The organism is Roseibium sp. (genome assembly GCF_048261595.1).
GTDB lineage: Bacteria > Pseudomonadota > Alphaproteobacteria > Rhizobiales > Stappiaceae > Roseibium.
Genome location: NZ_JBLXFW010000006.1, coordinates 163,223 through 190,025, shown reverse-complemented (window position 1 = coordinate 190,025; position 26,803 = coordinate 163,223). Strand labels below are relative to the sequence as shown.

The 26,803-nt window shown below is 60.7% G+C and carries 24 protein-coding genes, 2 tRNA genes and 1 riboswitch; of the genes, 11 read left to right on the top strand and 15 right to left on the bottom strand.

Translation table 11 applies throughout. From position 1 onward, the window contains the following. Positions 1-13: 13 nt before the first annotated feature. The 7 genes from ACN0SY_RS18055 to ACN0SY_RS18025 all read right to left on the bottom strand — a co-directional run bounded on the left by ACN0SY_RS18055 (position 14) and on the right by ACN0SY_RS18025 (position 4,008). Complete coding sequence (locus ACN0SY_RS18055) at positions 14-1,132, bottom strand: TonB family protein (RefSeq protein ID WP_417689616.1); 1,119 nt, start codon at positions 1,130-1,132, stop codon at positions 14-16. After that, positions 1,129-1,548, bottom strand: a complete 420-nt coding sequence (locus tag ACN0SY_RS18050) for an ExbD/TolR family protein (RefSeq protein ID WP_417689614.1) — start codon at positions 1,546-1,548, stop codon at positions 1,129-1,131. Before ACN0SY_RS18050 ends, ACN0SY_RS18055 begins: the two co-directional genes overlap by 4 nt. A gap of 49 nt (positions 1,549-1,597) precedes the next feature. Further along, on the bottom strand, positions 1,598-1,981 hold the full coding sequence (locus ACN0SY_RS18045; RefSeq protein WP_417689612.1) for an ExbD/TolR family protein: 384 nt from the start codon (positions 1,979-1,981) through the stop codon (positions 1,598-1,600). Next, positions 1,971-2,693, bottom strand: coding sequence for a MotA/TolQ/ExbB proton channel family protein (locus ACN0SY_RS18040; protein ID WP_417689610.1), 723 nt, complete (start codon positions 2,691-2,693; stop codon positions 1,971-1,973). The genes ACN0SY_RS18045 and ACN0SY_RS18040 overlap by 11 nt, the downstream gene beginning before the upstream one ends. Positions 2,694-2,705: 12 nt before the next feature. Then, entirely contained in the window at positions 2,706-3,185 is a 480-nt protein-coding gene (locus tag ACN0SY_RS18035) for a hypothetical protein (protein WP_417689608.1), read from the bottom strand. Between the two features lie 240 nt (positions 3,186-3,425). Beyond that, positions 3,426-3,761, bottom strand: a complete 336-nt coding sequence (cutA, locus tag ACN0SY_RS18030; RefSeq protein ID WP_417689606.1) for a divalent-cation tolerance protein CutA — start codon at positions 3,759-3,761, stop codon at positions 3,426-3,428. Between the two features lie 171 nt (positions 3,762-3,932). Next, positions 3,933-4,008: transfer RNA gene (locus ACN0SY_RS18025), tRNA-Asn, on the bottom strand. Positions 4,009-4,328: 320 nt separating this feature from the next. Continuing rightward, positions 4,329-4,566: riboswitch (cobalamin riboswitch) on the top strand. Between the two features lie 31 nt (positions 4,567-4,597). Between ACN0SY_RS18025 and cobU the strand changes: the two genes are divergently transcribed. Genes cobU through ACN0SY_RS17995 form a run of 6 tightly spaced genes read left to right on the top strand, consistent with a single transcriptional unit; the run spans position 4,598 to position 12,714 of the window. Further along, positions 4,598-5,155, top strand: coding sequence for a bifunctional adenosylcobinamide kinase/adenosylcobinamide-phosphate guanylyltransferase (gene cobU / locus ACN0SY_RS18020; protein WP_417689739.1), 558 nt, complete (start codon positions 4,598-4,600; stop codon positions 5,153-5,155). Further along, positions 5,152-6,294 (top strand): cobalamin biosynthesis protein CobW, encoded by a 1,143-nt coding sequence (gene cobW, locus ACN0SY_RS18015; RefSeq protein WP_417689604.1) that lies wholly within the window; start codon positions 5,152-5,154, stop codon positions 6,292-6,294. The genes cobU and cobW overlap by 4 nt, the downstream gene beginning before the upstream one ends. Positions 6,295-6,344: 50 nt before the next feature. After that, positions 6,345-10,112: a cobaltochelatase subunit CobN gene (gene cobN, locus ACN0SY_RS18010; protein ID WP_417689602.1), complete on the top strand. Its 3,768-nt coding sequence runs from the start codon at positions 6,345-6,347 to the stop codon at positions 10,110-10,112. Beyond that, positions 10,109-10,741: a cob(I)yrinic acid a,c-diamide adenosyltransferase gene (cobO, locus tag ACN0SY_RS18005; RefSeq protein ID WP_417689600.1), complete on the top strand. Its 633-nt coding sequence runs from the start codon at positions 10,109-10,111 to the stop codon at positions 10,739-10,741. The genes cobN and cobO overlap by 4 nt, the downstream gene beginning before the upstream one ends. An 18-nt stretch (positions 10,742-10,759) precedes the next feature. After that, positions 10,760-11,242: a GNAT family N-acetyltransferase gene (locus tag ACN0SY_RS18000; RefSeq protein ID WP_417689598.1), complete on the top strand. Its 483-nt coding sequence runs from the start codon at positions 10,760-10,762 to the stop codon at positions 11,240-11,242. After that, complete coding sequence (locus ACN0SY_RS17995) at positions 11,239-12,714, top strand: cobyric acid synthase (RefSeq protein WP_417689596.1); 1,476 nt, start codon at positions 11,239-11,241, stop codon at positions 12,712-12,714. Before ACN0SY_RS18000 ends, ACN0SY_RS17995 begins: the two co-directional genes overlap by 4 nt. Positions 12,715-12,775: 61 nt before the next feature. Here ACN0SY_RS17995 and ACN0SY_RS17990 read toward each other — a convergent pair whose 3' ends face one another. The 4 genes from ACN0SY_RS17990 to ACN0SY_RS17975 all read right to left on the bottom strand — a co-directional run bounded on the left by ACN0SY_RS17990 (position 12,776) and on the right by ACN0SY_RS17975 (position 15,692). Continuing rightward, the gene (locus ACN0SY_RS17990) at positions 12,776-13,390 is read right to left on the bottom strand and encodes a DUF938 domain-containing protein (RefSeq protein ID WP_417689594.1); all 615 of its coding nucleotides are present in this window, start codon (positions 13,388-13,390) and stop codon (positions 12,776-12,778) included. Positions 13,391-13,427: 37 nt separating this feature from the next. Next, a complete protein-coding gene (gene cbiB / locus ACN0SY_RS17985) occupies positions 13,428-14,399 on the bottom strand; it encodes an adenosylcobinamide-phosphate synthase CbiB (protein WP_417689592.1) in 972 nt (323 codons plus the stop codon). A gap of 9 nt (positions 14,400-14,408) precedes the next feature. Then, positions 14,409-15,410 (bottom strand): threonine-phosphate decarboxylase CobD, encoded by a 1,002-nt coding sequence (cobD, locus tag ACN0SY_RS17980; protein WP_417689590.1) that lies wholly within the window; start codon positions 15,408-15,410, stop codon positions 14,409-14,411. A 208-nt stretch (positions 15,411-15,618) separates the two neighbouring features. Then, a tRNA-Cys gene (locus ACN0SY_RS17975) sits at positions 15,619-15,692 on the bottom strand. A 214-nt stretch (positions 15,693-15,906) separates the two neighbouring features. Here ACN0SY_RS17975 and ACN0SY_RS17970 point away from each other — a divergent pair. The 5 genes from ACN0SY_RS17970 (at position 15,907) to ACN0SY_RS17950 (ending at position 22,973) form a co-directional block, all read left to right on the top strand. Next, complete coding sequence (locus ACN0SY_RS17970) at positions 15,907-16,566, top strand: protein-L-isoaspartate O-methyltransferase family protein (RefSeq protein ID WP_417689588.1); 660 nt, start codon at positions 15,907-15,909, stop codon at positions 16,564-16,566. Positions 16,567-16,803: 237 nt separating this feature from the next. After that, the gene (locus ACN0SY_RS17965; protein WP_417689737.1) at positions 16,804-18,159 is read left to right on the top strand and encodes a TolC family outer membrane protein; all 1,356 of its coding nucleotides are present in this window, start codon (positions 16,804-16,806) and stop codon (positions 18,157-18,159) included. Positions 18,160-18,406: 247 nt separating this feature from the next. Further along, a complete protein-coding gene (locus ACN0SY_RS17960) occupies positions 18,407-19,195 on the top strand; it encodes a PopZ family protein (protein ID WP_417689586.1) in 789 nt (262 codons plus the stop codon). Between the two features lie 171 nt (positions 19,196-19,366). Then, on the top strand, positions 19,367-22,297 hold the full coding sequence (locus ACN0SY_RS17955; RefSeq protein WP_417689584.1) for a valine--tRNA ligase: 2,931 nt from the start codon (positions 19,367-19,369) through the stop codon (positions 22,295-22,297). Positions 22,298-22,490: 193 nt separating this feature from the next. Next, positions 22,491-22,973, top strand: coding sequence for a DUF2155 domain-containing protein (locus ACN0SY_RS17950; RefSeq protein ID WP_417689735.1), 483 nt, complete (start codon positions 22,491-22,493; stop codon positions 22,971-22,973). 179 nt (positions 22,974-23,152) lie between these two features. On the opposite strand, the gene aat is transcribed toward ACN0SY_RS17950, so the two are convergent. The 4 genes from aat to ACN0SY_RS17930 form a co-directional block, all read right to left on the bottom strand. Further along, entirely contained in the window at positions 23,153-23,851 is a 699-nt protein-coding gene (aat, locus tag ACN0SY_RS17945; protein ID WP_417689582.1) for a leucyl/phenylalanyl-tRNA--protein transferase, read from the bottom strand. 19 nt (positions 23,852-23,870) lie between these two features. After that, a complete protein-coding gene (accC, locus tag ACN0SY_RS17940; RefSeq protein WP_417689580.1) occupies positions 23,871-25,217 on the bottom strand; it encodes an acetyl-CoA carboxylase biotin carboxylase subunit in 1,347 nt (448 codons plus the stop codon). A 13-nt stretch (positions 25,218-25,230) separates the two neighbouring features. Then, positions 25,231-25,704, bottom strand: coding sequence for an acetyl-CoA carboxylase biotin carboxyl carrier protein (gene accB / locus ACN0SY_RS17935; protein ID WP_417689578.1), 474 nt, complete (start codon positions 25,702-25,704; stop codon positions 25,231-25,233). 280 nt (positions 25,705-25,984) lie between these two features. Then, the gene (locus ACN0SY_RS17930) at positions 25,985-26,779 is read right to left on the bottom strand and encodes a DsbA family protein (RefSeq protein WP_417689576.1); all 795 of its coding nucleotides are present in this window, start codon (positions 26,777-26,779) and stop codon (positions 25,985-25,987) included. Positions 26,780-26,803 lie beyond the last annotated feature (24 nt).

Genomic DNA, 26,803 nt, shown 5'->3' with positions numbered 1-26,803 from the left:
CTGGACGTTGCCGCTAGCGTTGAAACGCCAGCGGTACCGTGAAATTCCAGGATGTCCGGCCAGCTTCCGGCGGGATTTTCGGAAACGGGCTCGCCCGGCGCACTGTTTCGAGCCCTGCCTGATCCAGAATGTCATGACCGGAGCTTCTTGCGATCCGGATCCTGCTTGCGCGGCCTGATCGGTCGACGGTGAAAGCGACCACGACCTCACCGGTCAAACGCTTGCGTTTGGCCGCCGATGGATAACGGCGTGCGCGCCGCAGTTTCCTTGCAATCTGGCCGGGGTAGTTCGATACGGCAGCGTTCCCGGCTTGGGAAGCCTGGCGAGCACTGCTCGCGCCACCTTTCTGGGCATTCCGGCTGGCAGCTCCCCCGGCGCCGGTTGCGGAGTTGGCTTTCTGTGCTGGTTTTTTCTGGGTTTTCGGCTTCTGGCTTTTCGCCGGCTTCGGCGGCTCCGGCCGAACATTGGGCACAGGTACTGCTTCGGCGACCTGCTGTTCGACAGGCTGCTGAACATCCGGTTCGACGGTTTCAACCGGCTCAACCTTTGAAGGCTCGCTCACCTGCTGCGGTTCAATGGTCTTGATTTCCGCTTGCTTGAGAAGCTCGATAGGTTTGGTGACCTCCAACGGTTTCGTTTCGGTCAGCTCTTCCTGCTTTGGCTCTTCGGGCCGAAGTTCCTCAGGTTTGATTTCAGCAGGCTTGGCGGCTTCGACTTCGAGCGGCAGTTCCATCGCGGTCTCGGCTTCGATGAAACGGCCTTCGGTTGCCGAGTTCACGACACCAGCGGTCAACTCCGAAACGACCGGCGTGATTTCAGAAACTTCAGTCGGCATCACTGCCTGAGGCTCTATCGCCGCAACGGCCTGAGGGGTTTCGACTGCCTCTGCTTCGACGACCTCATCCGGGTTCTGGACCTCGGGTTCGATCACCGGCATGTCCGTGCCGGCAACGAGGGTGTCGGCAAATGCCTGGCCCACGGTTGTTGCAGCGGATTCGGCGCCGCCGGCAATTTTTATCTCGTCGTCCTGCCAGGTGGCCCAGACCGCAAAAGTCAGATGCAGCGCAAGCGACAGGCAAACCATGAAGGCAAGACTGCGCCACGCCGGGGGGCGGATGCCGTCAATCGTCATTGTGCCCTCATCGTCACGACCGTGACCTTGCCGGCCCCGGCCTTCTGAAGCTCGCCGACAAGTTCAACGAGTGCGATCGCCGACAGGTCCTTGTCGGCAACGAGGCGTACCGGAAGTTTTCCGGTCTCTGTGTCCTCGGCATCCGGGACATAGCTCTGCGCGGCCTGGGCAAGATAGGCTTCGATGGTGATCGAGTCGCCGCGGAAGAAGAGCGATCCGTCCTCGCGCGCCACCAGAGCATCGGGCGGCGGCGTAGCTTCGGCGTCCTGGCTGTCGATCAGCTCCACGGTCTTGTCCATCGGAGGGGCTAGCTGCCCTGCAATGAGGAAGAAGATCAGCATCAGGAAGACGATGTTGATCAAGGAGATCGTATTCTCGCTCTGGCGCTTGATCGGCGCGATCGGCAGTTTCTTCATGGTCCTAAGCTCCGTCCCGGTGACGGATCGGGGAGGGTGGTCGGTCGGCTTACTTGGCGACCGTCAGGGTCAGACCTTCGACGCGCCGGATGGTCTCCATGGCGGTCACGAGGTCCTGTGCGGTGGCGTCAGGCTTGGGGACGAGGAGAGCGGCGGTGGCTCCCTTGGCGACGAATTCCTGTAGCAGGGTGCCGGCGGTTTCATGTGTCGCGCTCTGACCGTTGATGCGCAGGCCTTCACCCGACAGAGAAACGATGATCCCCGGGCCCTTGCCGGATCCTGTGCCGTTGCCTCCCGGTGGTGCGATCTCCACCTCACCGAACTTGGTAAAGGTAGACGTGAGCATGAAGAACAGCAGCAACAGGAAGATCACGTCGATCAGCGATGTCAGCGACAGCTTCCGGGATCGGGCCTGCGGCAGGTCAATGCGCATGAACAGCCTGTTGGTTCAGGGGAGCTGCGGCGTCGATAGCCTGGAAGCCATGCTCCGGCGACAGCATTGCAGCGTCGGGCACATGGGCCAGCAGGACTCCGGCACCAAGTGTCTCGATCGCAATGCGCTCATGATCGATGCGGCTTTCGAAGAAGGTCAGAAGAAGCGAGACCGGCATGGCGACGGCAAGGCCCGCAGCGGTGGTCAGAAGGGCGACCCAGATCCCGCCGGCGAGCATGGAAGGATCGACCGAGTTGCCTGCACTCTGGAGTTCCTGGAAGGCTTCGATCATGCCCAGAACCGTGCCGAACAAGCCGAGCAGAGGGGCAACCTGGCCGATCGCATCAAGCGCTTTCAGACCCCACTGGTGATTGTGCAGGCGGGCGAGGGCGCGGCGCGTTATCTCTTCCTCGATTGCGGACTTGTCCAGTGTGCCGTTCATCGACAGGCGCATGGCGGTTGCGACGGTTTCCTCGGACGCGCTGCGCGGAGTTCCGACGAGGCGGATGGCTTCTCGCTGATGTCCCTGACGCCAGAGCTGCACGGCGCTACGGGCGCGGCCGCTGCGGCCTACGCCTTCGCGCCAGAATTGGCCGAGCTTCATGAGCACGAGCGCAAAGGCGATAACCGAAAGGGCGGCAATCAGCGCAACCACGGGGCCACCGGTCTCCAGCAGATTGAGGACAGGCTGGATGAGGCTGGTCTGGTCCATGGGAGAATACTCTTACTTGATGAACGTGATGTCGGTGCGGCTGGACAGGGCGAGATCACCGATACAGGTGCCGTCCGTCCCCGGTTGCGGATCGGCAAGGTCGCAGCGGGCTGCACCGTTGACGAGTATCTGGCCAATGCCGGGGCATTGAGATCCGGCGAGCTCGAATTGGCGCACGACGGTCTTTTCCTGCGGCAGGGCACCGAAGTCGAAAGCCGTCATTTTCTCGACAAGGCCTTCCTTGTTGAAAAGAACGAATTCGTAGGCAACGCCGGAGATCGCGTGCGTCGTCCGATTGGACGCGACGAAGGTCAGCATGCAGCCACGCTCTGTATTCGCAGCGCGGTTGAGCTCCAGGGACAGCGACGTTTCTGCCGCCTGAACCATGAAGGGAGAGGCCAAGGCAAACGTCATCGCGGCCGCCAATGTGATGCCAGCGCGCTGCCTGAGGGCGAAACCGCGCGCAATCGTCCGCTTCACGAGATACCGCATCTGGAGTTATGTCCCCTTTGATCGAATTCGCCCCGAGACGGTCCGGAGCGGACCAGCGTGGTCGGGTGGAATATATGAATAAGACTTTCAGCTTAACGGGTATAAAATATGAAATTGATAGTCAAGTAATGTGCTGCGCCGGGAACAGCTTTTGATTGAGTATCCAAAAACGATTGGGCATCAGGGCGGGTTTCATCGTCCGCTGGAGGCGGCCGGGACGTCATCTGCGGTCGGGATGCGTTAAGTCGAAGAGACTTGAACCGGGATGGTCACGTTCGCGACCCAATCAAGATATGCGGTGTTCACATAGGCTGCTTCGATGCCGACAATGGCGGGAATTTCATACGGGTGAAGCCATTCGACCGCGGCGCGTACCGCCTCAAACAAATCGCTTCTGGTCTTTACCAGCAGTGGTGTCTCGGGTTCGCTGACGATCTGGCCGTCCCATTCGTACTGGCTCTGGACCATGGCATGCCGATTTGCACAGGCGATCAGTCTTTGTTCCAGAAGACTTGCGGCGATCCTGTCCGCCGTTTCCGCGTCCGGGCAGTTGATCCAGATGTCGAGAAGTTTCATGTCGGTCCGCCGCATATGATGAGCCATCGAATTCGAGCTATAGCGTAGCAGCGAAAGGGTTGAGCCAACACGAGTTTCTCGCGTTACGCGGACACACAGGTGTTAGTCCAGCGGTGCTTGATCGGAAAATTTTAAATGGGAGGAGTTTGGCCGGTCATTCCGGCTGTGAGATGGCTCCCTGAGTAGGACTCGAACCTACGACCCAGCGATTAACAGTCGCTTGCTCTACCAACTGAGCTATCAGGGATCATCACAGTGAGGCAGCGTGGCGCCGCCCCCGTCGATGGGGATGCGTATATCAAAGGCTTTGCCGGTTTGCCAAGTCCCGTATCGAATTATTTTGGAACAATTCCGAAATTCGTTGTGGGGCATGTGGAAAAGTCAATGGATTTCAGTGCGTTGTCGGCGTCTGCGCGAGTTTGAAATCGTTGGAAATACGCCTTTGGGGACATGTTCCAGCATCTATCTGGTGCAATCGGGTCTGGCGGCTCGCATCGTTCGGCAGGCCGGACATGCGACCCATCAGCAGGAAGCCGAAAGGTGCGCTTGTTTGGGGCGTCGTGACCGGCTAGACAGGTTTGGTCAGGTGTCTGCCGGGATCGTCGTCGTGACGAGGCTGGCGGATAAACGGGAATGCGGTGAGATCCGGCTTCGGTGAAAGAGGCAGGCTCGAGCCCGCAGCTGCCCCCGCAACTGTGAGCGGTGAGGGCCTTGCGACGAGCCACTGGGGGTATTGACCCCGGGAAGGCGCAAGAGCCTGCCAGAGCCGTAAGCCAGGAGACCGGCCTGACATGGACCATCAACCCGCGTCGGGTGGACGCCAGGGAGTTGCGAGCATGACATCGACGGAGCCCGTCGCAGGCGGGGCCACATTGGTTTTCGGTGGAGCTCGGTCAGGCAAGAGCCGTTTTGCCGAAGACCTGGCGCTGAAAAGCGGCCTAAAGCGGCTTTACGTGGCGACCAGCCCGATCATCGACGAGGAAATGCGTGATCGCGTGGCTCTCCACAAACGGCAGCGCGGCGACCATTGGCGCACGCTTGAGGAAGAGGTGGATCTTGCCGGTGTGCTGTCCTGCGAGGCCGCGCCCGATACGGTCATTCTCATCGACTGCCTGACGCTCTGGCTCAATAATCTCATCTATCGCGAACTCGACGTCGCCGAGCACGGCCATGCGCTGTGTCAGTCGCTGGCCCATCTGAAGGGGCCGTGCATCTTCGTTTCCAACGAGACCGGCATGGGCATCGTGCCGGAAAACAGGCTTGCCCGGTCGTTTAGAGACCTGCAGGGCAAGCTCAATCAGGACATGGCCGCAGTTTGCCGTCAGGTGGTGTTCGTCGCCGCCGGCCTGCCGCTTCTTCTCAAACCCCGTCAGCAACCGGACATTTCGCTATGACCACCGGCCAGAAAATTCCCGCCACCATCGTCACCGGCTTTCTTGGCGCCGGGAAAACGACCCTGATCCGCAATCTCCTGCAGAACGCGCAGGGCAAGCGCATCGCTTTGATCGTCAATGAATTCGGCGATATGGGTTTCGACGGTTCGCTGGTCAACGGTTGCGCCGATCCGGATTGCGCCGCCGAGGAAGTGGTGGAGCTGACCAACGGTTGCATCTGCTGCACGGTGGCCGACGACTTTCTGCCGACCATGGAAATGCTTCTGTCCCGGGAAACCCCGCCGGAGCATATCGTCATCGAGACGTCGGGACTTGCGCTGCCGCAGCCGCTGGTGCGCGCCTTTTCCTGGCCAAGCGTCAAGCCGAAGGTGACGGTCGACGGGGTTGTCACCGTGCTGGACGCTGCGGCACTGGCCGAAGGCCGTATCGCCCTTGACGAGGCGGCTCTTGAAGCCCAGCGCGCCGCTGATGAGGCCCTCGATCATGAGAGCCCGGTCGAGGAGCTTTTCCATGATCAGCTGAAGTGCGCGGACCTAGTGGTGCTGAACAAGGCGGATCTGGTCAGCGCCGAGCGCTTGGCCGATGTACAGGCCCGCATCGCTGCCGATATCCGGGCCAATGTCCACATCGTCACCTCGGAAAAGGGCACGCTGCCGATCGAGGTTTTGCTTGGACGTGAGTCCGCTGCCGAGGACGACATGGCGGCCCGGCACGAACACCACCATCATCACCACGATGATCACGATCATGAGCACGACGACGATCACCACCATCATGACCATGACCACGATGATGACCATCATCACGAACATCACCATGATCACCACCACGACCATCATCATCACCACGATGATTTCGAAAGCCACGTGCTCCCGGTCGGCACATTTGCAAGCTTGAAGGATGCCGAGGCCAGAGTGCTGGACGCAATGGCCAAGAAGGGCGTGCTGCGCATCAAGGGTGCCGTGGTCATTGAGGGCAAGTCGGCTCCGGCCATGGTGCAGGCCGTTGGTCCGCGGGTGGAGACCTGGTTTGCCGCTGGTGCCGATACGTCCGGCCGGCTGGTCGTCATTGGCCTGAAGGGGCTGGATCTGGAAGCGGTGCGCGCCTGTCTTGGCGGTCTTGCCGAGGCGGCTGAATAACGCCTGAACGACGCTCGCATCACCACAGCCAGACGGATCTGAGAGACTGAATGCATATTCTCGCCGGCCAGACGCGGACGATTGACAACGGCGAAGAGGCTGTCGACCTGGCGCAGGACCCGGCCGACATCGTCTTTCTATCGGCCGCGGACACGGAACTGGGGTCCTTCGCCAGCGCCCATGCCGGGCTTGGCGGAGTTGCCGCGTCCCTGCGTCTTGCCAGCATCATGGCGCTTCAGCATCCCTATTCGGTCGACATGTATGCCGAGAGGACCGTTGCAGGATCCCGCATTGTCGCGCTTCGCCTGCTCGGCGGGGTGGAATACTGGCGCTATGGAGTTGAACGTCTGGAGGAGGTTGTACGTGGCCGCGGCGTGAAGCTGGTCATCGTGCCCGGCGACGACAAGTGGGACGAGCAACTGGCGGCGCGATCCACCGTCGCGCCGGAAGAAGCGCGGCGTTTCTGGCGCTATTGCGTGGAAGGCGGCACTTCGAACTACCAGAACGCCCTGAGCTACCTGGGCCATCTGATCGGCAAGACCGAAGAGCCGCTGCCCCCAGCGCCCTTGCCGAGAGCCGGGATCTACATGCCGGGGCATGCGTCGCCCGGCATTGATGCCCTTAAGGCGACATGGGGCGATCCGAACCGTCCTGTCGCGGCGATCACCTTCTACCGTGCCCTTGTACAGGGAGCGCAAACAGCGCCGGTCGATGCGCTCATCGGGGCGCTCGACAAGGCAGGGGTGAATGCCTTGCCGGTCTTCGTCTCGTCGCTCAAGGAAGCCGAATCTGCTGCTGTCCTTGCACAGCTCTTCGCGGACGCTCCGCCCGACGTGGTGATCAACGCGACGGCCTTTGCCGTGTCCAAGGCCGGGGACGCGCATGAGACGACGCCGCTCGATGCGCCGGGCAAGCCGGTGCTGCAGGTGGTGTTTTCGTCCTCCTCCAGGGAGGGGTGGGAGGAGAGCGATCAGGGCCTGTCGATCCGCGATCTTGCGATGCATGTGGTCCTGCCGGAGGTCGACGGCCGACTTCTGACCCGTGCGGTGTCCTTCAAGGAGGAGGGGGCCTACGACGAGGCGACCCAATCGACGCCGGTCAGGTTCGTGCCCGTGGCCGACAGGATCGGTTTCGTGGCTGAACTTGCCGCCGGTTGGGCGAGACTTTCGCACATAGGACCGGAGGCAAAGAAGACCGGGCTCATCCTCGCCAATTATCCGAACAAGGACGGGCGTCTAGCCAATGGCGTCGGTCTCGATACCCCGGCCTCCTGCGTCACTCTCCTGAACGCGATGGGAGCTGCCGGTTTCGATGTCGGGAGTGCGCCTGAGTCCTCTCGCGATCTGATGGATGTCCTCACCGGCGGTGTCACCAATGCTCTAGTTGGCCGGGAAGATCGTCAGGGCTATGAGGAGCTGCCGCTCGACACTTATGCAGAGGCCTTTGCCGTCCTTCCGGAAAGACTGCGATTGCAAGTGACCGAGCGTTGGGGTCAGCCGAAGGACGATCCGCATGTTGCGGGTGGCGCTTTCCGTCTCGCGCTCCACCGGTTCGGCAACCAGATGGTCGGGATACAGCCGGCCCGCGGCTACAATATCGATCCGAAAGAGACCTATCACGATCCGGATCTCGTTCCGCCGCACCACTATTTCGCCTTCTACATCTGGCTGCGCTTGGAGTTCGGCGTCGACGCGGTGATTCATCTCGGCAAGCACGGCAATCTGGAATGGCTGCCGGGCAAGGCGCTGGCGCTGTCGGAGAGCTGCTATCCGGAAGCAGTTCTGGGGCCCGTGCCGAATATCTACCCATTCATCGTCAACGATCCGGGCGAGGGTGCCCAGGCCAAGCGCCGCACGTCTGCGGTCATCGTCGATCACCTGACCCCACCGCTGACACGGGCCGAGAGACACGGCGTCGCCGAAGAGATGGAGACGCTTCTGGACGAGTATTATCTCGCCAGCGGTGTCGATCCGCGTCGCCTCAAGGCTTTGACGCGAGACATTCTGGATACTGCCACCCGTCATGGCCTCGACAAGGACATCGGCCTCACCGACGACATGGGCGAGGAGACGCGTCTGGCCCGTCTGGATGCGCACCTGTGCGATCTCAAGGAACTGCAGATCCGCGATGGGCTGCATATTCTTGGCATCAGCCCGGATGGCGATCTGCTGACTGATCTGCTCGTGGCGCTTGCTCGTGTTCCGCGTGGCAATGGCCCCGAACAGGAGAGTTTGCAGCGGGCAATTGCAGTGGATCTTGGATTTGCTGCCTTCGATCCTCTCGATTGCGACTTCTCTGCTGAGTGGACCGGCGTCAGACCGCAGGTTCTCGATGAAGTTTCACCGGATCCCTGGCGCTCCAACGGCGATACCGTCGAACGGATAGAGTTGCTGGCGCAGAAACTGGTTCGTGGCGAAATGAAGCCGGAAGAAGACTGGTTCGCGACGCGCGCGGTTCTTGAGGAGATCGATCTCCGCCTGAAACCAGCTGTGACCGGGTCGGGCGATGCGGAAACGCAGGCCGTGCTTACGGCGCTGGGCGGCGGTTTCGTGGCTCCGGGACCATCCGGGGCGCCGACGCGTGGCCGTCCGGACGTGCTGCCGACTGGCCGGAATTTCTATTCCGTCGATGTCAGGGCCGTGCCTACGGAAACGGCCTGGCGGCTCGGCCAGCAGTCGGCCTCGCTTGTTGCGGAGCGCTACTTCCAGGAAGAAGGCGAATGGCCCGTCTCGCTGGTCCTGACCTGCTGGGGGACGGCCAACATGCGCACCGGCGGTGATGACGTTGCCCAGGCGCTGGCGCTGCTTGGTGCGCGCCCGGTCTGGGAGGCAGGATCCGGCCGTGTCACCGGGTTCGAGATCATGAGCCTGTCGGACCTCGGACGCCCGCGGATCGACGTGACGCTCCGGGTTTCCGGGTTCTTCCGCGATGCCTTCCCGCATCAGATGGATCTGTTCGACAGTGCGGTCAGGGCCGTTGCAGCGCTCGATGAACCGGAAGCGGCCAACCCGATTGCTGCGCGGGTCTTGAGGGATCGAATCAAGTTCGAGGCAGAAGGTCTTGATGCCGAGGAGTCACTTCGCCGGGCGGGCTTCCGGGTCTTTGGATCGAAACCGGGTGCCTATGGCGCTGGGCTTCAGGCGCTGATCGACGAGGGAATCTGGGACGAGCGCGGAGATTTTGCCGAGGCCTTTCTGGAGTGGGGCGGCTACGCCTATGGAGGCGGTGCCTCGGGCACGTCAGCGAGGAGTGAACTCGAAACGCGCCTGTCGGCGGTCGATGCGGTTCTGCACAACCAGGACAACCGCGAACACGACCTGCTTGATTCCGACGACTACTACCAGTTCGAGGGCGGACTGGCGGCAACGGTCGAAACGCTCAGGGGCGAAGCGCCGAAGGTCTATCACAACGATCACTCGCGACCCGAGCGGCCCGTCGTTCGGTCCTTGTCGGAGGAGATCGGCCGGGTCGTGCGCGGGCGGGCGGCCAATCCGAAATGGATCGCCGGTGTCATGCGCCATGGCTACAAGGGCGCCTTCGAGATCGCGGCGACACTCGACTATCTTTTTGCCTTCTCGGCAACGACGCGGGCCGTCGGCGATCATCACTTCGACCAGCTTTTCGAGGCCTATCTGGAGAACGGGGAGGTGCGCGCCTTCATCGAGGACGCGAACCCTGCCGCTTATGGGGACATTCTGGCCCGTTTCGACGAGGCCATCGCCCGCGAGCTCTGGACACCGCGGCGCAATAGCACGCATGCTCGCCTTGCCGAACTTCGCGCAGGCTTTAAACGCAAACACGATGGGGATGAAACGTGAGCGACAAGAAACAAGATCTGTCCGAAGAAGAACTCAACGCCCGTCACGCGGACAAGATGCGCAAGAAGAAGGCGGCGCGCGACAAGATCATGGCGACCAAGACCATCGAGAAGGGTCTCCTGATCGTCCACACGGGCAAGGGCAAGGGCAAGTCGACTGCCGGGTTCGGCATGGTCTTCCGCTCGCTCGGGCACGGCCACAAGGTCGGTGTTGTGCAGTTCGTCAAGGGCAGGATCGAGACCGGCGAACGCATGGCGCTGGAGCGGTTCAGCGATCTGGTCACGATCAAGCGCATGGGCGAGGGCTTTACCTGGGAGACACAGGACCGTCAGCGCGACATCGATGCGGCGCGCCAGGCCTGGGAAGCGGCCAAGGACATGATCACAAGCGGTGATTACCGGCTGATCCTCTGCGACGAGCTGAACATCGTCCTGCGCTATGACTATCTGCCGATCGAGGAGGTGGTCGACTTCCTCAAGAACGAAAAACCCGACGACGTTCATGTTGTCATCACAGGTCGCAACGCCAAGGACGAGTTGATCGAGATTGCCGATCTGGTGACCGAGATGACCCAGATAAAGCATCCGTTCCGCTCTGGCGTGAAGCCGCAGGAAGGCATTGAGTTCTAACGCTGCCTGGGATCCAAGATGCCTTTCACGATCGAAACCGCGAGCAGCGCGGATGCACATGAAATCGCTGCGCTTCTGCGCCGTTCCATCGTTGAGCTCTGCACCGAGGACCATGACGGCGATCCTGGGCGCTACAAGGCGTGGGTCGCGAACAAGACAGCGGACCAGGTGGAGAAATGGATTGGCGAACCGGGATGTTTCTTCTCGGCGAGGGATGCGGATGGCAAGGTGCTTGGTGTCGCGGCGGGAACGCTGGATGGAGCGATAACGCTGAACTACGTCCTGCCAGAGGCGAGGTTCAGTGGGGTCAGCAAGGCTCTGATGCGGGCGGTCGAGCGCCATTTTCGGGAATGGGGTATCGAAGAGGCGAGCCTTGAAAGCTCCGCGACAGCGCGGCGGTTCTACCTGTCGCTCGGGTACGAGGAAACCGGGACGGGTAAGCGGGTCGGCGGCATGGCGTTTTCGCGGCTTTCGAAAAGCCTGGTGGCGGGCGGCGCATGAGCGGGCGCGCGCCAGCCTTGATGATCCAGGGAACCGGCTCGAATGTCGGCAAGAGCCTGATTGTTGCCGGGCTGTGCCGCCTGATGGCCGACCGTGGACTGAAAGTGATGCCGTTCAAGCCTCAGAACATGTCCAACAACGCCGCCGTCACCTCAGATGGCGGAGAGATCGGCCGGGCGCAGGCCCTGCAGGCCATGGCCTGCCGTGTGCCACTGACGGTCCACATGAACCCGATCCTCCTGAAGCCGGAAACGGATACGGGGGCGCAGGTCATCGTGCAGGGCAAGCGCTACGGAACGATGCGCGCGCGCGAGTATGGGAAGCAAAAAGCCGAGTTGCTTCCAAAGGTTCTGGAGAGTTTCTCAAAGATTGAATCCGGGGCGAATCTGGTCATCGTCGAAGGAGCAGGCAGCCCGGCCGAGATCAATCTGCGAGCAGGCGACATTGCAAACATGGGCTTTGCGGAAGCCGCTAACCTGCCCGTCATCCTGTGCGGAGACATTGACCGCGGCGGGGTGATTGCTTCGCTGGTCGGAACCCACGCGGTGCTGGAAGAGGAAGAGCGCCAACGGATCAAGGGGTTCTTCATCAACCGGTTCCGGGGTGATACCAGTCTTTTCGACGAGGGCATGCGGCAGATCGAGATCCGCACGGGCTGGGCCGGGCTTGGCGTCGTGCCGTGGTTTGCCGATGCTGCGAAGCTGCCGGCCGAAGATGCGCTTGGTCTGGAGGACGGGGAAGGACGTGGTCCGGTAAAAATCGTCGTGCCCGTCATGTCACGTATCGCCAATTTCGATGACCTCGATCCGCTGCGTCTTGAAAGCGATGTTACGCTTGAACTGGTGCAGCCAGGTAACCCGTTGCCCGCAGATGCCGATGTCGTTCTGCTTCCCGGTTCCAAGTCGACTGTCGGAGACCTTGCTTTCCTGCGGGCTCAAGGCTGGGAAGTGGACCTGAAGGCCCATCACCGGCGGGGCGGCAGGATCCTGGGGATTTGCGGCGGCTACCAGATGCTGGGACGGACCATATCAGACCCCCACGGGATCGAGGGGCAGGCAGGAACCGTGGAGGGGCTCGGGTACCTGGATGTCGATACTGTCCTGAGCCCGGAGAAATCGCTGGTCGAGGCCAAGGGCAAGCATCTACCGACCGGTGCTTCCGTGTCCGGATACGAGATCCATATCGGCAGGACCAGCGGACCGGACTGTGCCCGGCCGATGCTTCACATCCGCGATGGCGAGGGCAGGCCCAAGCTGGACGGCGCAATGTCGGCCGATGGCAGGGTTGGCGGGACCTATCTGCATGGACTGTTTACGGACGACAGCTTCCGCAAGGCCTTCCTGGAAGGCCTCGGGGCGAGTTCCAGCGTTGCATATGATCAGAGCATCGACGCAGTGCTGGACGACCTTGCCGCGCACCTTGACGCTTCGCTGGATGTCGAACGTTTGCTGGAAATCGCAAAGGCGCGCTGAAACGCAACGATCCCGGCTGTTGGCCGGGATCGGGAGTGTTCCGTGGTCGCTTGGAAGCCGCTTAGCCGCGCTTCCAGACCAGCAACTGGTTGTTGGCAGGCATCTTGTGATCACCCTGAAGGATCAGGCCGATCTTTTGGGCTAATGCATTCACCGCCTCGAAGTCGCGAATGCCGCTGTTGGTGTCCTTTTCCTTCAGATGCTCATCGAAGGCTTCATTGGAGGCGGTGGTGAACTTGCCCTCGTACTTGAAGGGGCCGTAGACGCAAAGCGTGCCACCGGCTTTCAGTGTTTCGCCGACCCCGTCGAAGAAGGCCTCCACAAGAGGCCAGGCCACGATATGCAGGGAATTGGCGGTGAAAATACCGTCGTAGGCGTCTTCATAGTCTGCAGCTGAAACCGGCCACGGCAGGTCTTCGACATCAAGTGCGATCGGTGACAGCAGGTTGACGAGGTTCATGTCGGCTTCGACGATACGCTGGTCAATCGCTGGCAAATGCTCGTCGAGGTCGCTGGGCCGCCAATCGAGATGGGGCAGTTTTTCCGCGAAATAGACGGCGTGCTGGCCCGTACCGCTCGCGATCTCCAGAACGCGCGTGGTATCGGCAAAAGCTGTCTTCAGGACTTCGAGGATGGGACGTTTGTTGTTTTCGGCAGCTGCGGAAAAGGGAAGCATCTCTTTCGGCTCGGGTCTTTGCTATTGTCTGACAAGTTTAGAGAAACACTGCCCCCAACAGAACCAGCAAAGCCAGCAAGACGCAAGCACCAAGCATCATTTGGAGTGCACGCGTTATGTCGCGCGCGGTGGCCGCCTTGCGGCCAGACCTGTTCATGTATGGGTCGTTGACCGTGTAGCCGGGATAAATCCGCGGTCCTGCAAGTGCCAGGCCGAGGGCTCCGGCCATCGCCGCTTCCGGCCACCCGGCATTGGGAGAACGGTGCTTGCTTGCATCGTTGCGGACTGCGTGGAGGGCACCGCCTGCGGATCCGCCCAGGAGCGGGGCAACTGCAACAATCAGAAGGCCTGACAGTCTTGAAGCCGGTAGGTTGATCAAGTCGTCCAGGCGGGCGGATGCCCAGCCGAATTCCCGGTAGGTGTCCGTCTTGTGGCCGATCATGCTGTCGGCGGTGTTTATGGCCTTGTAGGCAATCAGCCCGGGTAGTCCCGCAACGGCGAACCAGAAGATCGGCGCAACAACTCCGTCGGAGAAATTTTCCGCGCAGGACTCGATAGCCGCGCGCGAGACGCCGGCTTCATCGAGTTGCTTGGGATCGCGGCCGACAATCATGGCAACTGCCCTGCGCCCGCCCTCGAGCCCCTCGCGAAGCAGGCCGTCACGGACAGCGGCGACGTGTTCGTACAGGCTTTTCTGCGCGATCAATATGGCCGCGAAAAGGACCACGAGCGCATACCCGGCGGGATGAAGGTCAGCCAAACCATGAACGGCAGCGCCCACAGCGGAGCTTAGCCCCACAAGCAGCATCGCCGTTGCCACACCTCCAGCCTTTCGCCGCCTTGCCGAAAAGGACTGGCGGTTTAAGCTTCGCTCCAGAACCGTGATCAATCGACCGATAACAACGACCGGGTGGGTTAACCTCGCCCAGAGCCATTTGGGGTCGCCGATAATCGCGTCGAGGATGATCGCGGTGAAGAGCAGGGCGAGGGCGTTCTGATAAAGCAGCATATTCGGGCTTTAGAGCTTCGATGCGGCTGCGGCAAGGGCCTGGATCAAACGCTCGTTATCCGTTCTGGAAGGCGGCAGGCCGAGACGGATCCAGGTTGGTGCATAATCGAATACACGCGTCCATATCCGTTGCTGGGCGAGGGCTTCGTGCAGCATGTGAGCATTGCGACAGGCCGCCAGGGCATAAAGGGGCGTGCCGCCGAACACCGTCAGACCGGCCTGGCCGAGGGCGAGGGTGAGGTCCGCCATCTCGTCGGCCAGCTGGTTGACCATGCGCGACTGCCATGCGGCGTCTGCCAGCGCCAAGGCCCCAATTTCCAAGGCCGGGCCACTGACTGCCCAGCTGTCCAGACGGTTTTCCATTTGGGCTGCCAGTTCCGGGGTGGCGACCATGAAACCAAGACGAAGACCCGCAAGCCCGAAGAATTTCCCGAAGGAGCGCAGGACAACGACGTTGCTTGCGTTCAAGTGCGGCAGAACACTGGAACCCGGCACGGCATCGGCAAAGGCTTCGTCGATGACCAAGACACCACCGCGTTGCTGCAGGCTGGCGGCAATGGCCTTGAGGCTCGTGACATCGACCAGGCGTCCGTCTGGATTGTTCGGATTGACGATGACGGCGATCGTGGCGTGATCGGGCAGAGCATGGGGCGAGGACACGTCCTCAACCTGCCGCCCGGCACGGGCAAAGGCTTCGGCGTGGCTGGAATAGGTCGGGCCGCAGATTGCCACCGGACCATCGGGCAGGATGTCGGCAAGCTGTGAAATCAGGATCTGTGTTCCGGGAGCTACCACCAGTTCCAGATGGTCCGGGCAGGCATAGGCCGCGCGCGCAGTGCGGATCAGTCGGTCGTGAGCTTCTTGTGACGGCAACGAGGTCCAAGACGTCCGTGCGAGAGCCTCTGGCACCGGATAGGCGTGAGGATTGATGCCGGTCGACAGGTCCAGCCAATCTTCGGCAGGGCCGCCAAAGCGATGCATTGCCGTGGTCAGGTCTCCGCCGTGCTTCATGGAATCGTGATGCCTCCGCAAATCCTCTTGCGGCGTTCTAGGCCATTCATGCTGGCTGCGTATAGAGGCTTGGCGTCAGGAAATGGACTGTAAGCGACGGTTTCACCGGCATCGTGAATAGCTTGCGGTTTTCCTCGACGGATAACGAAGAGGCTTCGCGTCGCCCGAAGGCGAAGTCCGATTTCAATATGTGATGCTGGGAAGAATTTGGAGGCCTCTGCCGGAATCGAACCGGCGTACACGGATTTGCAATCCGCTGCGTCACCACTCCGCCAAGAGGCCCCGTAACGCGTCATCGGCTTTCGCCAACCGATGGCGGTGGTGATTACCAGAGCGATTGCAAAAGCTCAATGGCTCTTTTGGTGGAAAATGACAGGGGTGTGGATGAGATGTGTGCTCGAGGCAGGGGAATGGGGCAATCAGGCGCTTGTCAGTGAAGGCCGCACTCGTTAATGAACCAAGGCAAGAGAGGCCGCTACCGAGGAAGAGGGTCGAAATGACTGACTTTGCCCAGTCCCGCCGCAAGATGGTGGATAACCAGCTGCGCACCAACGACGTGACGGATCACCGTATCCTGGACGCCATGGAATGGGTCCCGCGCGAGAAGTTCGTTCCCGCTTCCAAGCAGGCCGTTGCCTATATCGACGAAGAACTTCCGCTGAACACGGAAGGCACGCGTTTCCTTATGAAGCCGCATGTCTTCGGCAAACTGGTTCAGCTGGCCGCTGTTCGCCCGGACGATGTTGTTCTGGTCGTGGGCACCGGCTCCGGCTACAGCGCTGCTGTCCTGTCACGATTGGCGGCTTCCGTTGTCGCCGTCGAGGAGGATGCTGGCCTTGCAGCTGCTGCGGGCGACAGGCTGGTGGATCTGGGCATCGAGAATGCTGCCGTGATCGAAGGCAAGCTGACCGACGGCTGTGCGTCGGAAGGACCCTATGATGCGGTGATCATCGACGGTGCGGTCGACGTCACTCCGCAGAGCCTGCTTAAGCAGCTCAAGGATGGCGGGCGTCTCGTTGTCATCGAGGGCCGGGGAGGCGCCGGCGCGGCGCGGCTCTATCAGGCATCCGGAGATGCCAGCGCATCGCGGTTCGGTTTCAACGCTTCCGTCGCCGTGCTGCCGGGCTTCGAGAAAAAGGCCGAGTTCGTTTTCTGAGGCGTGTTTTCCACCGACTCAGGTTGAAGAGCTGAAACGCATTTGAAAAGGCAGCTTGACGGCTGCCTTTTTGTTTTTGTCCTCAGTCTCCGCTCAATGGTCCTCGATTGTTGCCTATATGCCGCAGTTTCCGAATTTTGACCGTTTCGTCGTCGTGTCGGTTGCCTGAAAACACTGGTCAGTTTACCTAGCCTTACGGATAGTGTGTCCGAATCCTAGAAGGAGCATCTGGTGGTTATGCGAATTCCGATGAAAACTGCGCTTGCAACTCTTCTCATGTTGAGTGCGGTCAACGCGGTGAGTGCCGAAACCATCAAGGAAGCTCTTGCTCTTGCATATTCCAACAATCCGAGCCTGAACGCGGCGCGTGCGCAGCTTCGCGGTGTGGATGAGCGAGTGCCTCAGGCGCTGGCCGGATGGCGTCCGACCGTGACGGCCTCCGGACAGGTCGGGTCCAACTACGCAAATTCCGATGGCCGTGACAGCTACCGGAACAATGCATCGATCTCCCTGTCCATCAGTCAGGCCGTCTTCCGTGGGTTCCGGACCGTCAATTCGACCCGCCAGGCAGAAGCGATCATTCGTGCCCAGCGCGAGAGCCTGGCCTCCACGGAGCAGGACGTCCTGCTCGCGGCCGCGCAGGCCTATGTCGATGTCATTCGGGATACGGCCCTTGTCTCGCTCCAGCGCAGCGACCTTCAGTTCCTGAGCGAGCAGGTTCGTGCAGCCAAGGATCGTTTTGAAGTCGGTGAGGGAACACGAACCGACGTTTCCCAGGCGGATGCCCGCCGGGCCGAAGCGCAGGCCAATCTCAATACCTCGCTCGCCAATCTGAACACCAGCCGCGCGATCTATCGTCAGATCGTCGGGACTGAAGCGAAGAACCTTTCAGCCGATACGACCATTAGCCTGGTGGTGCCGAAGTCTATCGACGAGGCATTGCGCGTCAGCGAGGACACACAGCCGTTGATCCGGCAGGCGCAGCACCTTGTGGACGCGGCGATCTTCAACGCGAAAGCGATCGAGGGCGAGTTACTGCCGACGGTATCGGTTGACGGAACCGTCAGCCGGACCTGGAAGCCGTCGTCCAACATCGATGAGCAGGACAGTGCGAGCATTGTCGGCCGTGTAAGCATTCCGCTCTATCAGGCCGGTGCGGTCAGTTCGCGGGTGCGTCAGGCCAAGGAAGAACTCGGCCAGACCCGGCTTCAGCTTGATGTTACGCGCGACCAGGTGCGGGCAAACGTCATTTCGGCATGGGGCGTCTATCAGGCCGCCGAAGCTTCGATCAGTGCCGCAAGGTCTGCCGTCGAGGCTCAGCAGCTTGCCCTGGAAGGCGTAATCGAAGAGCAGCGTGTCGGTCAGCGGACAACGCTCGACGTGCTCGATGCCCAGCGTGAACTGGTCAATCAGCGCGTTAATCTGGTTACGGCGCAGCGCAACCGAATCGTTGGCGGCTACCAACTTGTGTCCGCAATCGGCAAGCTTGATGCCGACACGCTGAACCTGAGGGTCGCTCGGTATCAGCCGACCGAGCATTACAAGGCGGTGCGGGACAAATGGTATGGCCTGCGCACGCCCGATGGTCGTTAAATACCTGACTTAGCTTCCGATTTTTTCTCGCTGTTAATCTGTCGTTCACCATCCGGGCCGAAAAAATCCGGCACGGAACCCCTTTGTTGTGTTTGTCCGGTAAACCAGCTTGCAGGGGATAAGGCGAAGTCAGTTGGCTGCTTCGCTTTTCGCTTGCCGTTTGGCACCTCTATAATTTCGGTTAACGAATCGTTCAGTTTTGCGGCGGGCGATTCGGCAGAGTAGCCGAATAGTACTGGGGGATGTCATGGCGCAGGCGAGTCAGGCTGAAGAGCCGTCGATGGAGGAGATCCTCGCATCGATCCGCCGGATCATATCCGATGAAGACACCCAGGCCAGCGACGGCGAAGCGAGCGCGCCCGCGGGCGACGCGCTAGAAGACAACCCGGTTGAAATCGAGGCGGCTGACGATATGGGTGACGCGTCTGAAATGTCCCAGGACGACCTGGACAAGCTGTTCGACATGGATGACGGCGGCGATGACGATGTTTCTGAAGCGGAAGCAGACGATGACATGGCCGCTGCAATGGCCGAGGAAGCGGCCGAAGAAGAACCTGAAGACGACGATGACGCGTTCGAGCTGACCGAGGACCTGGAACTTTCCGAAGACGATGTCGAGGAAGGCGAGCCCATGGCCATGGTGGGCGGAATGCCGGATGGCCTCGATTCCGATGAAAGCGATGTAGCGTTTCTGGAGCAGGATGATCCGGTCGAAATGGATGAGCCGGTGTTTGCGGCGCCTTCGCCGCCTCCGCCCCCTCCACAATCAACGATTCCGACATCTCCGGTGCCTGACATGGACCTGCCGAATGTGGAGTCGGATAGTCCGCTCACTTCGATGCAGACCGGCGATGCCGTCCACGCGGCCTTCGACAACCTGTCGAACCTCTTTGTCGGGAGCCAGGCCCAGACCGTAGAGGAACTGGTCAAGGACATGTTGCGGCCGATGCTGAAGGCGTGGCTGGACCAGAACCTGCCCGGCATGGTCGAGCAGATGGTGAAGAAGGAAATCGAGCGGGTCACCCGTCGCCGATAGGCGGTGCACCTTCTCCCCGATTGATCAGCATTCGCCGTCCTCTGGGCGGCGTTTTCGCGTTTGCGGACCAGAATGAAGCAATTCCGGTTTCCCGGTACGCTCTGCTGTTGACTTGGCCTGCCGCATCCGATTTACACGGCCCACACGGAACATACGCCTCGAGATTTCCATATGCTTGAAAAGACCTATGATGCAGCGGCGGTCGAGCCGCGGATTTACGAAACCTGGGAAAAGGCAGGTGCCTTCAAGGCCGGTGCCGGCGCTCGCGAGGGCGCGGATGCCTTTACCATCGTAATTCCGCCTCCCAATGTGACCGGGTCCCTTCATATGGGTCACGCACTGAACAACACGTTGCAGGATATTCTGGTCCGCTGGAAGCGCATGCAGGGCTACGATGTGCTCTGGCAGCCGGGCACTGACCACGCTGGCATTGCGACCCAGATGGTGGTTGAGCGCGAACTTGCCGCGCATCAGCAGCCAGGCCGCCGTGAGATGGGCCGTGACGCCTTTGTCGAACGGGTCTGGGAGCAGAAGCGCAAGTCCGAAGGCACGATCCTTGGCCAGTTGAAGCGCCTCGGGGCGTCCTGTGACTGGAGCCGGACCGAGTTCACGATGTCCCCGAACCTGTCGGCGGCGGTCCTGAAGGTTTTCGTCGATCTGTACAACGAAGGCCTGATCTACAAGTCCAAGCGCCTGGTCAACTGGGATCCGAAGTTCGAAACGGCCATCTCGGATCTCGAGGTCGAGAACATCGAGACCGATGGCCACATGTGGCACTTCAAGTATCCGCTCGCCGGCGGTGAAACCTACGAGTATGTCGAGAAGGACGAGGAGGGGAACGTTACCCTTCGCGAGATCCGCGACTATATCTCCATCGCGACGACCCGCCCGGAAACCATGCTGGGCGATGGTGCGGTTGCCGTCCATCCTGACGACGAGCGCTACAAGCCGATCGTCGGCAAGCTCTGTGAAATCCCGGTTGGGCCGAAGGAACATCGCCGTCTGATCCCGATCATCACCGATGACTATCCGGATCCGGACTTCGGTTCCGGTGCGGTGAAGATCACCGGTGCCCATGACTTCAACGACTATCAGGTCGCGCTGCGGGGCAAGATCCCGATGTATCGTCTGATGGACACCAGAGGTGCGATGCGCTCCGACGGTGCGCCTTACGACGACGAGGCGAGGAAAGCACAGGCCATCATCGACGGCGCGGAGATGACGATCAACGAGATCGATCTGATCAACATCGTGCCGGACGATCTTCGCGGTCTTGACCGTTACGAGGCGCGCAAGCGCGTCATCGACCAGATCACGGCCGAAGGCCTTGCGGTCATGGTCCCGGCCGATCATCCGGATGTCGCCTGGATGAAGGGGCAGGCACCGGAATGGAACGTCAACGGCAAGGCCGTCGTTCGTCCGCTCGGTGAGGGAGACGAAGCCCCTGCCATGCTGCCGATGGTCGAATCCAAGAAGATCATGCAGCCCTATGGCGACCGTTCGAAAGTGGTCATCGAGCCAATGCTCACCGACCAGTGGTTCGTCGATGCCAAGACGCTGGCCGAGCCGGCGCTGAAGGCGGTCCAGGATGGCGACACCAAGTTCGTTCCGGGCAATTGGGACAAGACCTATTACAACTGGCTGAACGATATTCAGCCCTGGTGTATCTCGCGCCAGCTGTGGTGGGGCCACCAGATCCCAGTCTGGTACGATGCCGATGGCAATGAATACTGCGCCACCAGCGAGGAAGAAGCCATCGAGATGTCTGGCGGCAAGGCGCTGACCCGTGACGAGGACGTCCTCGATACCTGGTTCTCGTCCGCCCTGTGGCCGTTCTCGACGCTCGGCTGGCCGAACAAGACGCCGGAGCTTGAGCGTTACTACAAGACCGACGTCCTGATCACCGGGTTCGACATCATCTTCTTCTGGGTTGCCCGCATGATGATGCAGGGCATCCACTTCATGAAGGAAGTGCCGTTCCACACGGTCTACATCAACTCGATCGTGGTCGATAAGAACGGGAAGAAGATGTCGAAGTCGCTCGGCAACGTTCTCGACCCGCTCGAGCTGATCGGCCAGTTCGGGGCTGATGCGACGCGCTTTGCGCTCGCCAGCCAGGAAGTGCAGGGCCGCCGCACGCTGCGCATGTCGGATCAGGCAGCCGAAGGCGGTCAGCGCTTTGCCACCAAGCTGTGGAATGCGGCCCGTTTTGCCGAAATGAACGGCTGCGCCCGTGTCGAAGGCTTCGACCCGGCTTCCACGGCCCATACGCTTAACCGCTGGATCGCGACCGAAATGGGCCGTTGCATCCAGGAAGTCACCAAGGCTCTTGAAGACTATCGTTTCAACGATGCCTCCGGTGGTGCCTACAAGTTCGTCTGGAACACGTTCTGCGACTGGTATCTGGAGCTGGCCAAGCCGATCTTCAACGGTGATGACGAGGCAGCAAAGGCTGAAACCCGGGCGACCGCTGCCTGGGCGATCGACGAGATACTCAAGGTCCTGCATCCATTCATGCCGTTCCTGACCGAAGAACTTTGGGAGCGTCTGGGCGACGACGGTGCCAAGGCTGATAGCCTTCTGATGCTGACGTCCTGGCCAGCCGCACAGGTCGGTGATGATGCGGCAGCGAATGAGATCAACTGGCTCGTGAGCCTGATCTCCGAGATCCGCTCTGTTCGTGCCGAGATGAACATCCCGGCGGGCGCGAAGGTACAGCTCGAAGTCGTTGGTGCCGACGATATTACCAAGGCTCGCATCGCAACGCATGAATCCGCGATCCAGCGTCTGGCACGTGCAGAAAGCATTTCCATCGCTGACGCGGCACCCGCAGGCTCCGCCCAGATCATCGTCGGCGAGGCAACCTTCTGCATTCCGCTGGCAGGTGTCATCGATCTGGGCGCCGAGAAGGCACGTCTGACGAAGGATTCGGGCAAGCTGGAAGCAGAAATCTCCAAGATCGAGAAGAAGCTTTCCAACCCGGGCTTTTTGGCCAAGGCGCCCGAAGAAGTCGTCGACGGCGAAAAGGAAAAGATCGAGGAAGCAAAGGGCAAGCTCGAGAAGATCCGGATCGCGCTCGGCCGCCTTTCAGAAATCGGCTGATTTCGAGAAAATCGGACTTGGGGATGGCCCGGATAAGATCTTGTCTTTTCCGGGCCTTATTCCGATGCTAGCAGCGAGCCTCAATAGGTATCGGACATCTGGACGGGACAACATGGGCATGGCGCCGATGAGCAAACGGAATGGGAAACGCCGGATCGTGGGCGGGTCTTTGGGCAAGCTTGCCGCCTGCGCGATGCTCGTGCCGTTCACGGCCCTTCCAGTCTCCGCGGAAGGCGAGAAGATCGAGAATCCGGTTGCGGTCTTTTCCGGTCTCGACAAGATCACCGGCCGGATCATTTCCTTCGATGTCTATATCGGGGAAACCGTCCAGTTTGGGGCGTTGCAGGTGACGCCACGGGTCTGCCATACGCGTCCTGCGACCGAGAATCCGCTGACAACTGCTTTCGTACAGGTCGACGAGATCACGTTGAACAACGAGGTGCGCCGGATTTTTTCCGGTTGGATGTACGCTGCGAGCCCGGGGCTTCATGCAGTAGAGCACGGTGTCTATGATATCTGGCTGACCGACTGCAAACTCTCGTCCAACGTGCCGCCGCCGGAGAACTATGACGGCCCGGCCGTGCAGCAGGCTCCTGCCGCTGACGTCGATCCCCTTGCCGGTCCGGATGATGGGGTCGATACGGGACCGCGCGTTCCACTGCGCAAGCCATCCTGATAGCCGCTGCAGGCTGCCCTATTTCCATTCTATCAGGTCCATCCGGCAGACATGAACAGCTGCCGGATGAGATTTAGTCATTCGAGGCGTGGTAACGGCAATCGAACAGCCGGAAAATCAGCAGCTCTCTGCTGAGGCCTCTGGTGACTAGATCTGCCTTGGAGACTGTCGAGAACGGCCTAGCAGGTTGGCGTTCTGGGTTGCTTGACTGCGGCGTCAAGGATGTCGAGGACTTCCTGACCGGTCGCGGTCTCCGAGAGAGCCAGGAAGTCGCCTTCGAGCTGGAGAGCCTTGTTCAGCTCTTCCGAATAGGCCTCGCGGCTGATTTCGAGCGTTCCGAAACGCGACAGATGTTCGGTGACGAACTGCGTGTCGAGCAGGCTGTATCCGCCGACGACAAGCCTGGCAACCAGATGGGCGAGGCAGACCTTCGAGGCGTCCGTTGTGCGGGTGAACATGCTTTCACCGAAGAAAGCGCCGTTCAAATTGACGCCGTAGAGCCCGCCGACGAGCTTTCCATCCTGCCAGGCCTCGACGGTCTGGCAATTACCCATCTCGAACAGGTCGCCATACAGGCGGCGGATGTCCCGGTTGATCCATGTTTGCGGGCGGTCGGGGCTATCGCCGGCGCAGCCGCTTATCACACCCTCGAAATCCGTGCTGATGCGGATCTCGAAGCGATCGGAGCGGATCGTGCGCCTCAGGCGCTTTGGCAGGTGAAATGAGTCGAGTGGCAGAATGCCCCTGTGTTCCGGCTCCAGCCAGAACAGGCCTGAGTCTTCGGCAGACTCCGCCATGGGAAACAGGCCGCAGGCGTAGGCTTTCAGCAACACCTGCGGCGTGATTTCAAAGACGATATCGTCACTGTGTTTTGCCATGAAGGCACACTTGCATTCGTCAGTCCGACTTGGCTTCCAGATACTGTTCAAGCCAATGGATGTCATACTGGCCGTTGGCGATGTCCTGATTGTCGACCAGATCGCGGAACAGCGGTATCGTGGACTTGATTTCATCGACAACAAATTCGTCGAGGCAGCGGCGCAGGCGCATCATGCACTCCACGCGGTTGCGGCCGTGAACGATCAGCTTGCCGATGAGGCTGTCGTAATACGGCGGGATCTTGTAACCCTGATAGACACCGCTATCGACGCGCACGCCCAGACCGCCGGGCGGGTGGTAGTAGGTGATCGTGCCCGGAGACGGTGCGAATGTACGAGGGTCTTCCGCGTTGATGCGGCACTCGATGGCATGACCTTCGAACTTGATGTCTTCCTGCGAGATATCCAGGGAACCACCTGCGGCGATGCGGATCTGCTCGTTAACCAGGTCGATGCCGGTGATCATCTCGGTGACCGGGTGTTCTACCTGAAGGCGGGTGTTCATCTCGATGAAATAGAATTCGCCGTTCTCGTAAAGGAACTCGACCGTGCCGACGCCGCGATACTTGAGCTTGCGCATCGCGTTGGCAACGATCTCGCCGATCCTCGAGCGTTCTTCCGCATTGAGGCAAGGCGAGGGGGCCTCTTCCAGAACCTTCTGGTGACGGCGCTGCAGCGAACAGTCCCGCTCGCCCAGGTGAACCGCGTTGCCCTTGCCGTCGCCGAGGACCTGAATCTCGATGTGGCGTGGCTTGCCGAGATACTTCTCCATGTAGAGAGCATCGTCGCCGAAGGCAGCCTTTGCTTCGGCACGGGCCGTCGACAGCGCGTTGTCCAGATCCGCCTCGGTCTTGGCAACCTTCATGCCGCGCCCGCCGCCGCCGGCAGCGGCCTTGACCAGCACCGGATAGCCGATCTCGCGTGCGATGGCATGAGCATCGTCTTCGGGACGCACTGCGCCGTCAGAGCCGGGCACAACCGGAATGCCGAGATCCTTTGCCGTCTGCTTGGCCTGGATCTTGTCGCCCATGATCTTGATGTGATCGGAGGTCGGGCCGATGAAGACGATGTTGTGTGCTTCCAGGATTTCCGCGAAACGGGCGTTTTCGGACAGGAAGCCGTATCCCGGGTGAACAGCATCGGCGCCGGTGATTTCACAGGCAGCAAGAAGCTGAGGGATGTTGAGATAGCTGTCGCGGGCAGCGGGCGGGCCGATGCAGACGCTTTCGTCTGCAAGGCGCACATGCATGGCGTCCGCATCTGCCGTGGAGTGGACCGCGACCGTCGAGATACCCAGCTCCTTGCAGGCTCGCAGGATGCGCAGGGCGATCTCGCCGCGGTTTGCAATGAGGATCTTGGAGAACATGCCGAAGCAATCCTTATTCGACGATAATCAGCGGTTCGCCGAATTCGACGGGCTGAGCGTCGGTGACGAGGATTTCCTTCACGACCCCGGACTTGGTCGCCGGAATGTGGTTCATGGTCTTCATGGCTTCGATGATCAGGATGGTCTGGCCTTCGCTGACCTTGTCGCCAACCTGGACATAAGCCTTTGCACCCGGCTCCGGGGAGAGATAGGCGGTGCCGACCATTGGCGAGGTAATCGTGCCCGGATGCGGGCCGGATGCTGCCGGAGCAGCAGCTGCAGCGGCCGGTGCTGCGACAGGAGCGGGTGCTACTGCGACGGGAGCAGGCGCTGCGACCGTGACCGGAGCATCGTAGCGGATTTCGCGAGCGACGCGGACGCGGAAATCGGACTGCTCGAGTTCAATCTCTGTGAGATTGGTTTCGTCCAGAAGGAGGGCGAGGTCGCGGATCAGGTCCGTGTCAAACTTCTTGTTATCTTTCGACATGTCTCAGAGCTTTCGTACTCGATCTCGTTCATCCGGGGCAGTGAAGCGCAGCCGATGCCGTCGCTCGACCCGGAGTGGTCCGGGCACCGGACACTGGTTGGTCCTTTACCCGGGCCTGAACTGCGTTGCGTTGCTGGCGGCGGGCCTAGCCACTGTGGCATGGGCGCCCTGACAACAGGAATACCGTTCCGATGGGGAACCATCGGGCTGGATCCTTATAGGCATTGATTAAACCAAGGAAAAGCCCCGATCGCCCATGCCGCCGGTCGAAATCGCCCGATTAACAGGTCGTTTGTCCGCAATTGCGGGTAGCGTCGATCTTTTGCTTGAGTTCATCGTAGCCGACGGCGCCCATGATCACCTCGTCTCCGACGACATAGGAGGGCGTTCCGGTGAGGCCGAGACGGTTTGCGAGCGTGTAGACCTCTTCGATCGTCTGGCCGGCCAGATCGCCTGCGAGGGAGCTGGCAAGGTCCGCTTCTTCCAGACCTATGCTCTTGGCGGCGGCCAGCGCACTTGCGCGATTCGCCTGACCGCGCTGGAGCAGCAATGCCTCATGGAAGGCCTCATATTTCTCCGGGGCCACGTCATTCACGGCGACGGCGACCTGGGCGGCCTCCACCGAGCCCTGGCCAAGGACGGGGAATTCCTTCAGGACCACGCGCAGGTTTGCGTCTTCTTCCATCAGGCGGATCATGTCGCCATGCGCGCGCTTGCAGTAGCCGCAGTTGTAGTCGAAGAACTCGACCATCGTGACATCGCCCTGCGGGTTGCCGAGAACGACCTGGCGGGATGAATTGAACAGGATGTCCGAGCTGTCGGTGACAGCCTGCAGGCGCGCGGCTTCTGCGGCTGCCTTTTCACGGCGGTCCAGCTCTTCAAGAGCTTCGCGGATAACCTCAGGATTGCTGACGAGATACTCGCGCACGATCGTTTCGATATCCGACTTCGAGAAGTCTTCTGCGCTTGCCAGCGAGGATGATGCGGTGAGGGACGTAAGGGCGATGAGCGTTGCCAGGCTTGCAGCCTTGAGGCGACGCGCAACGCTGGAAATCACAGCGTGTACGGTTGTCATTGTCTACTCCTGCGCCGCCTTCGT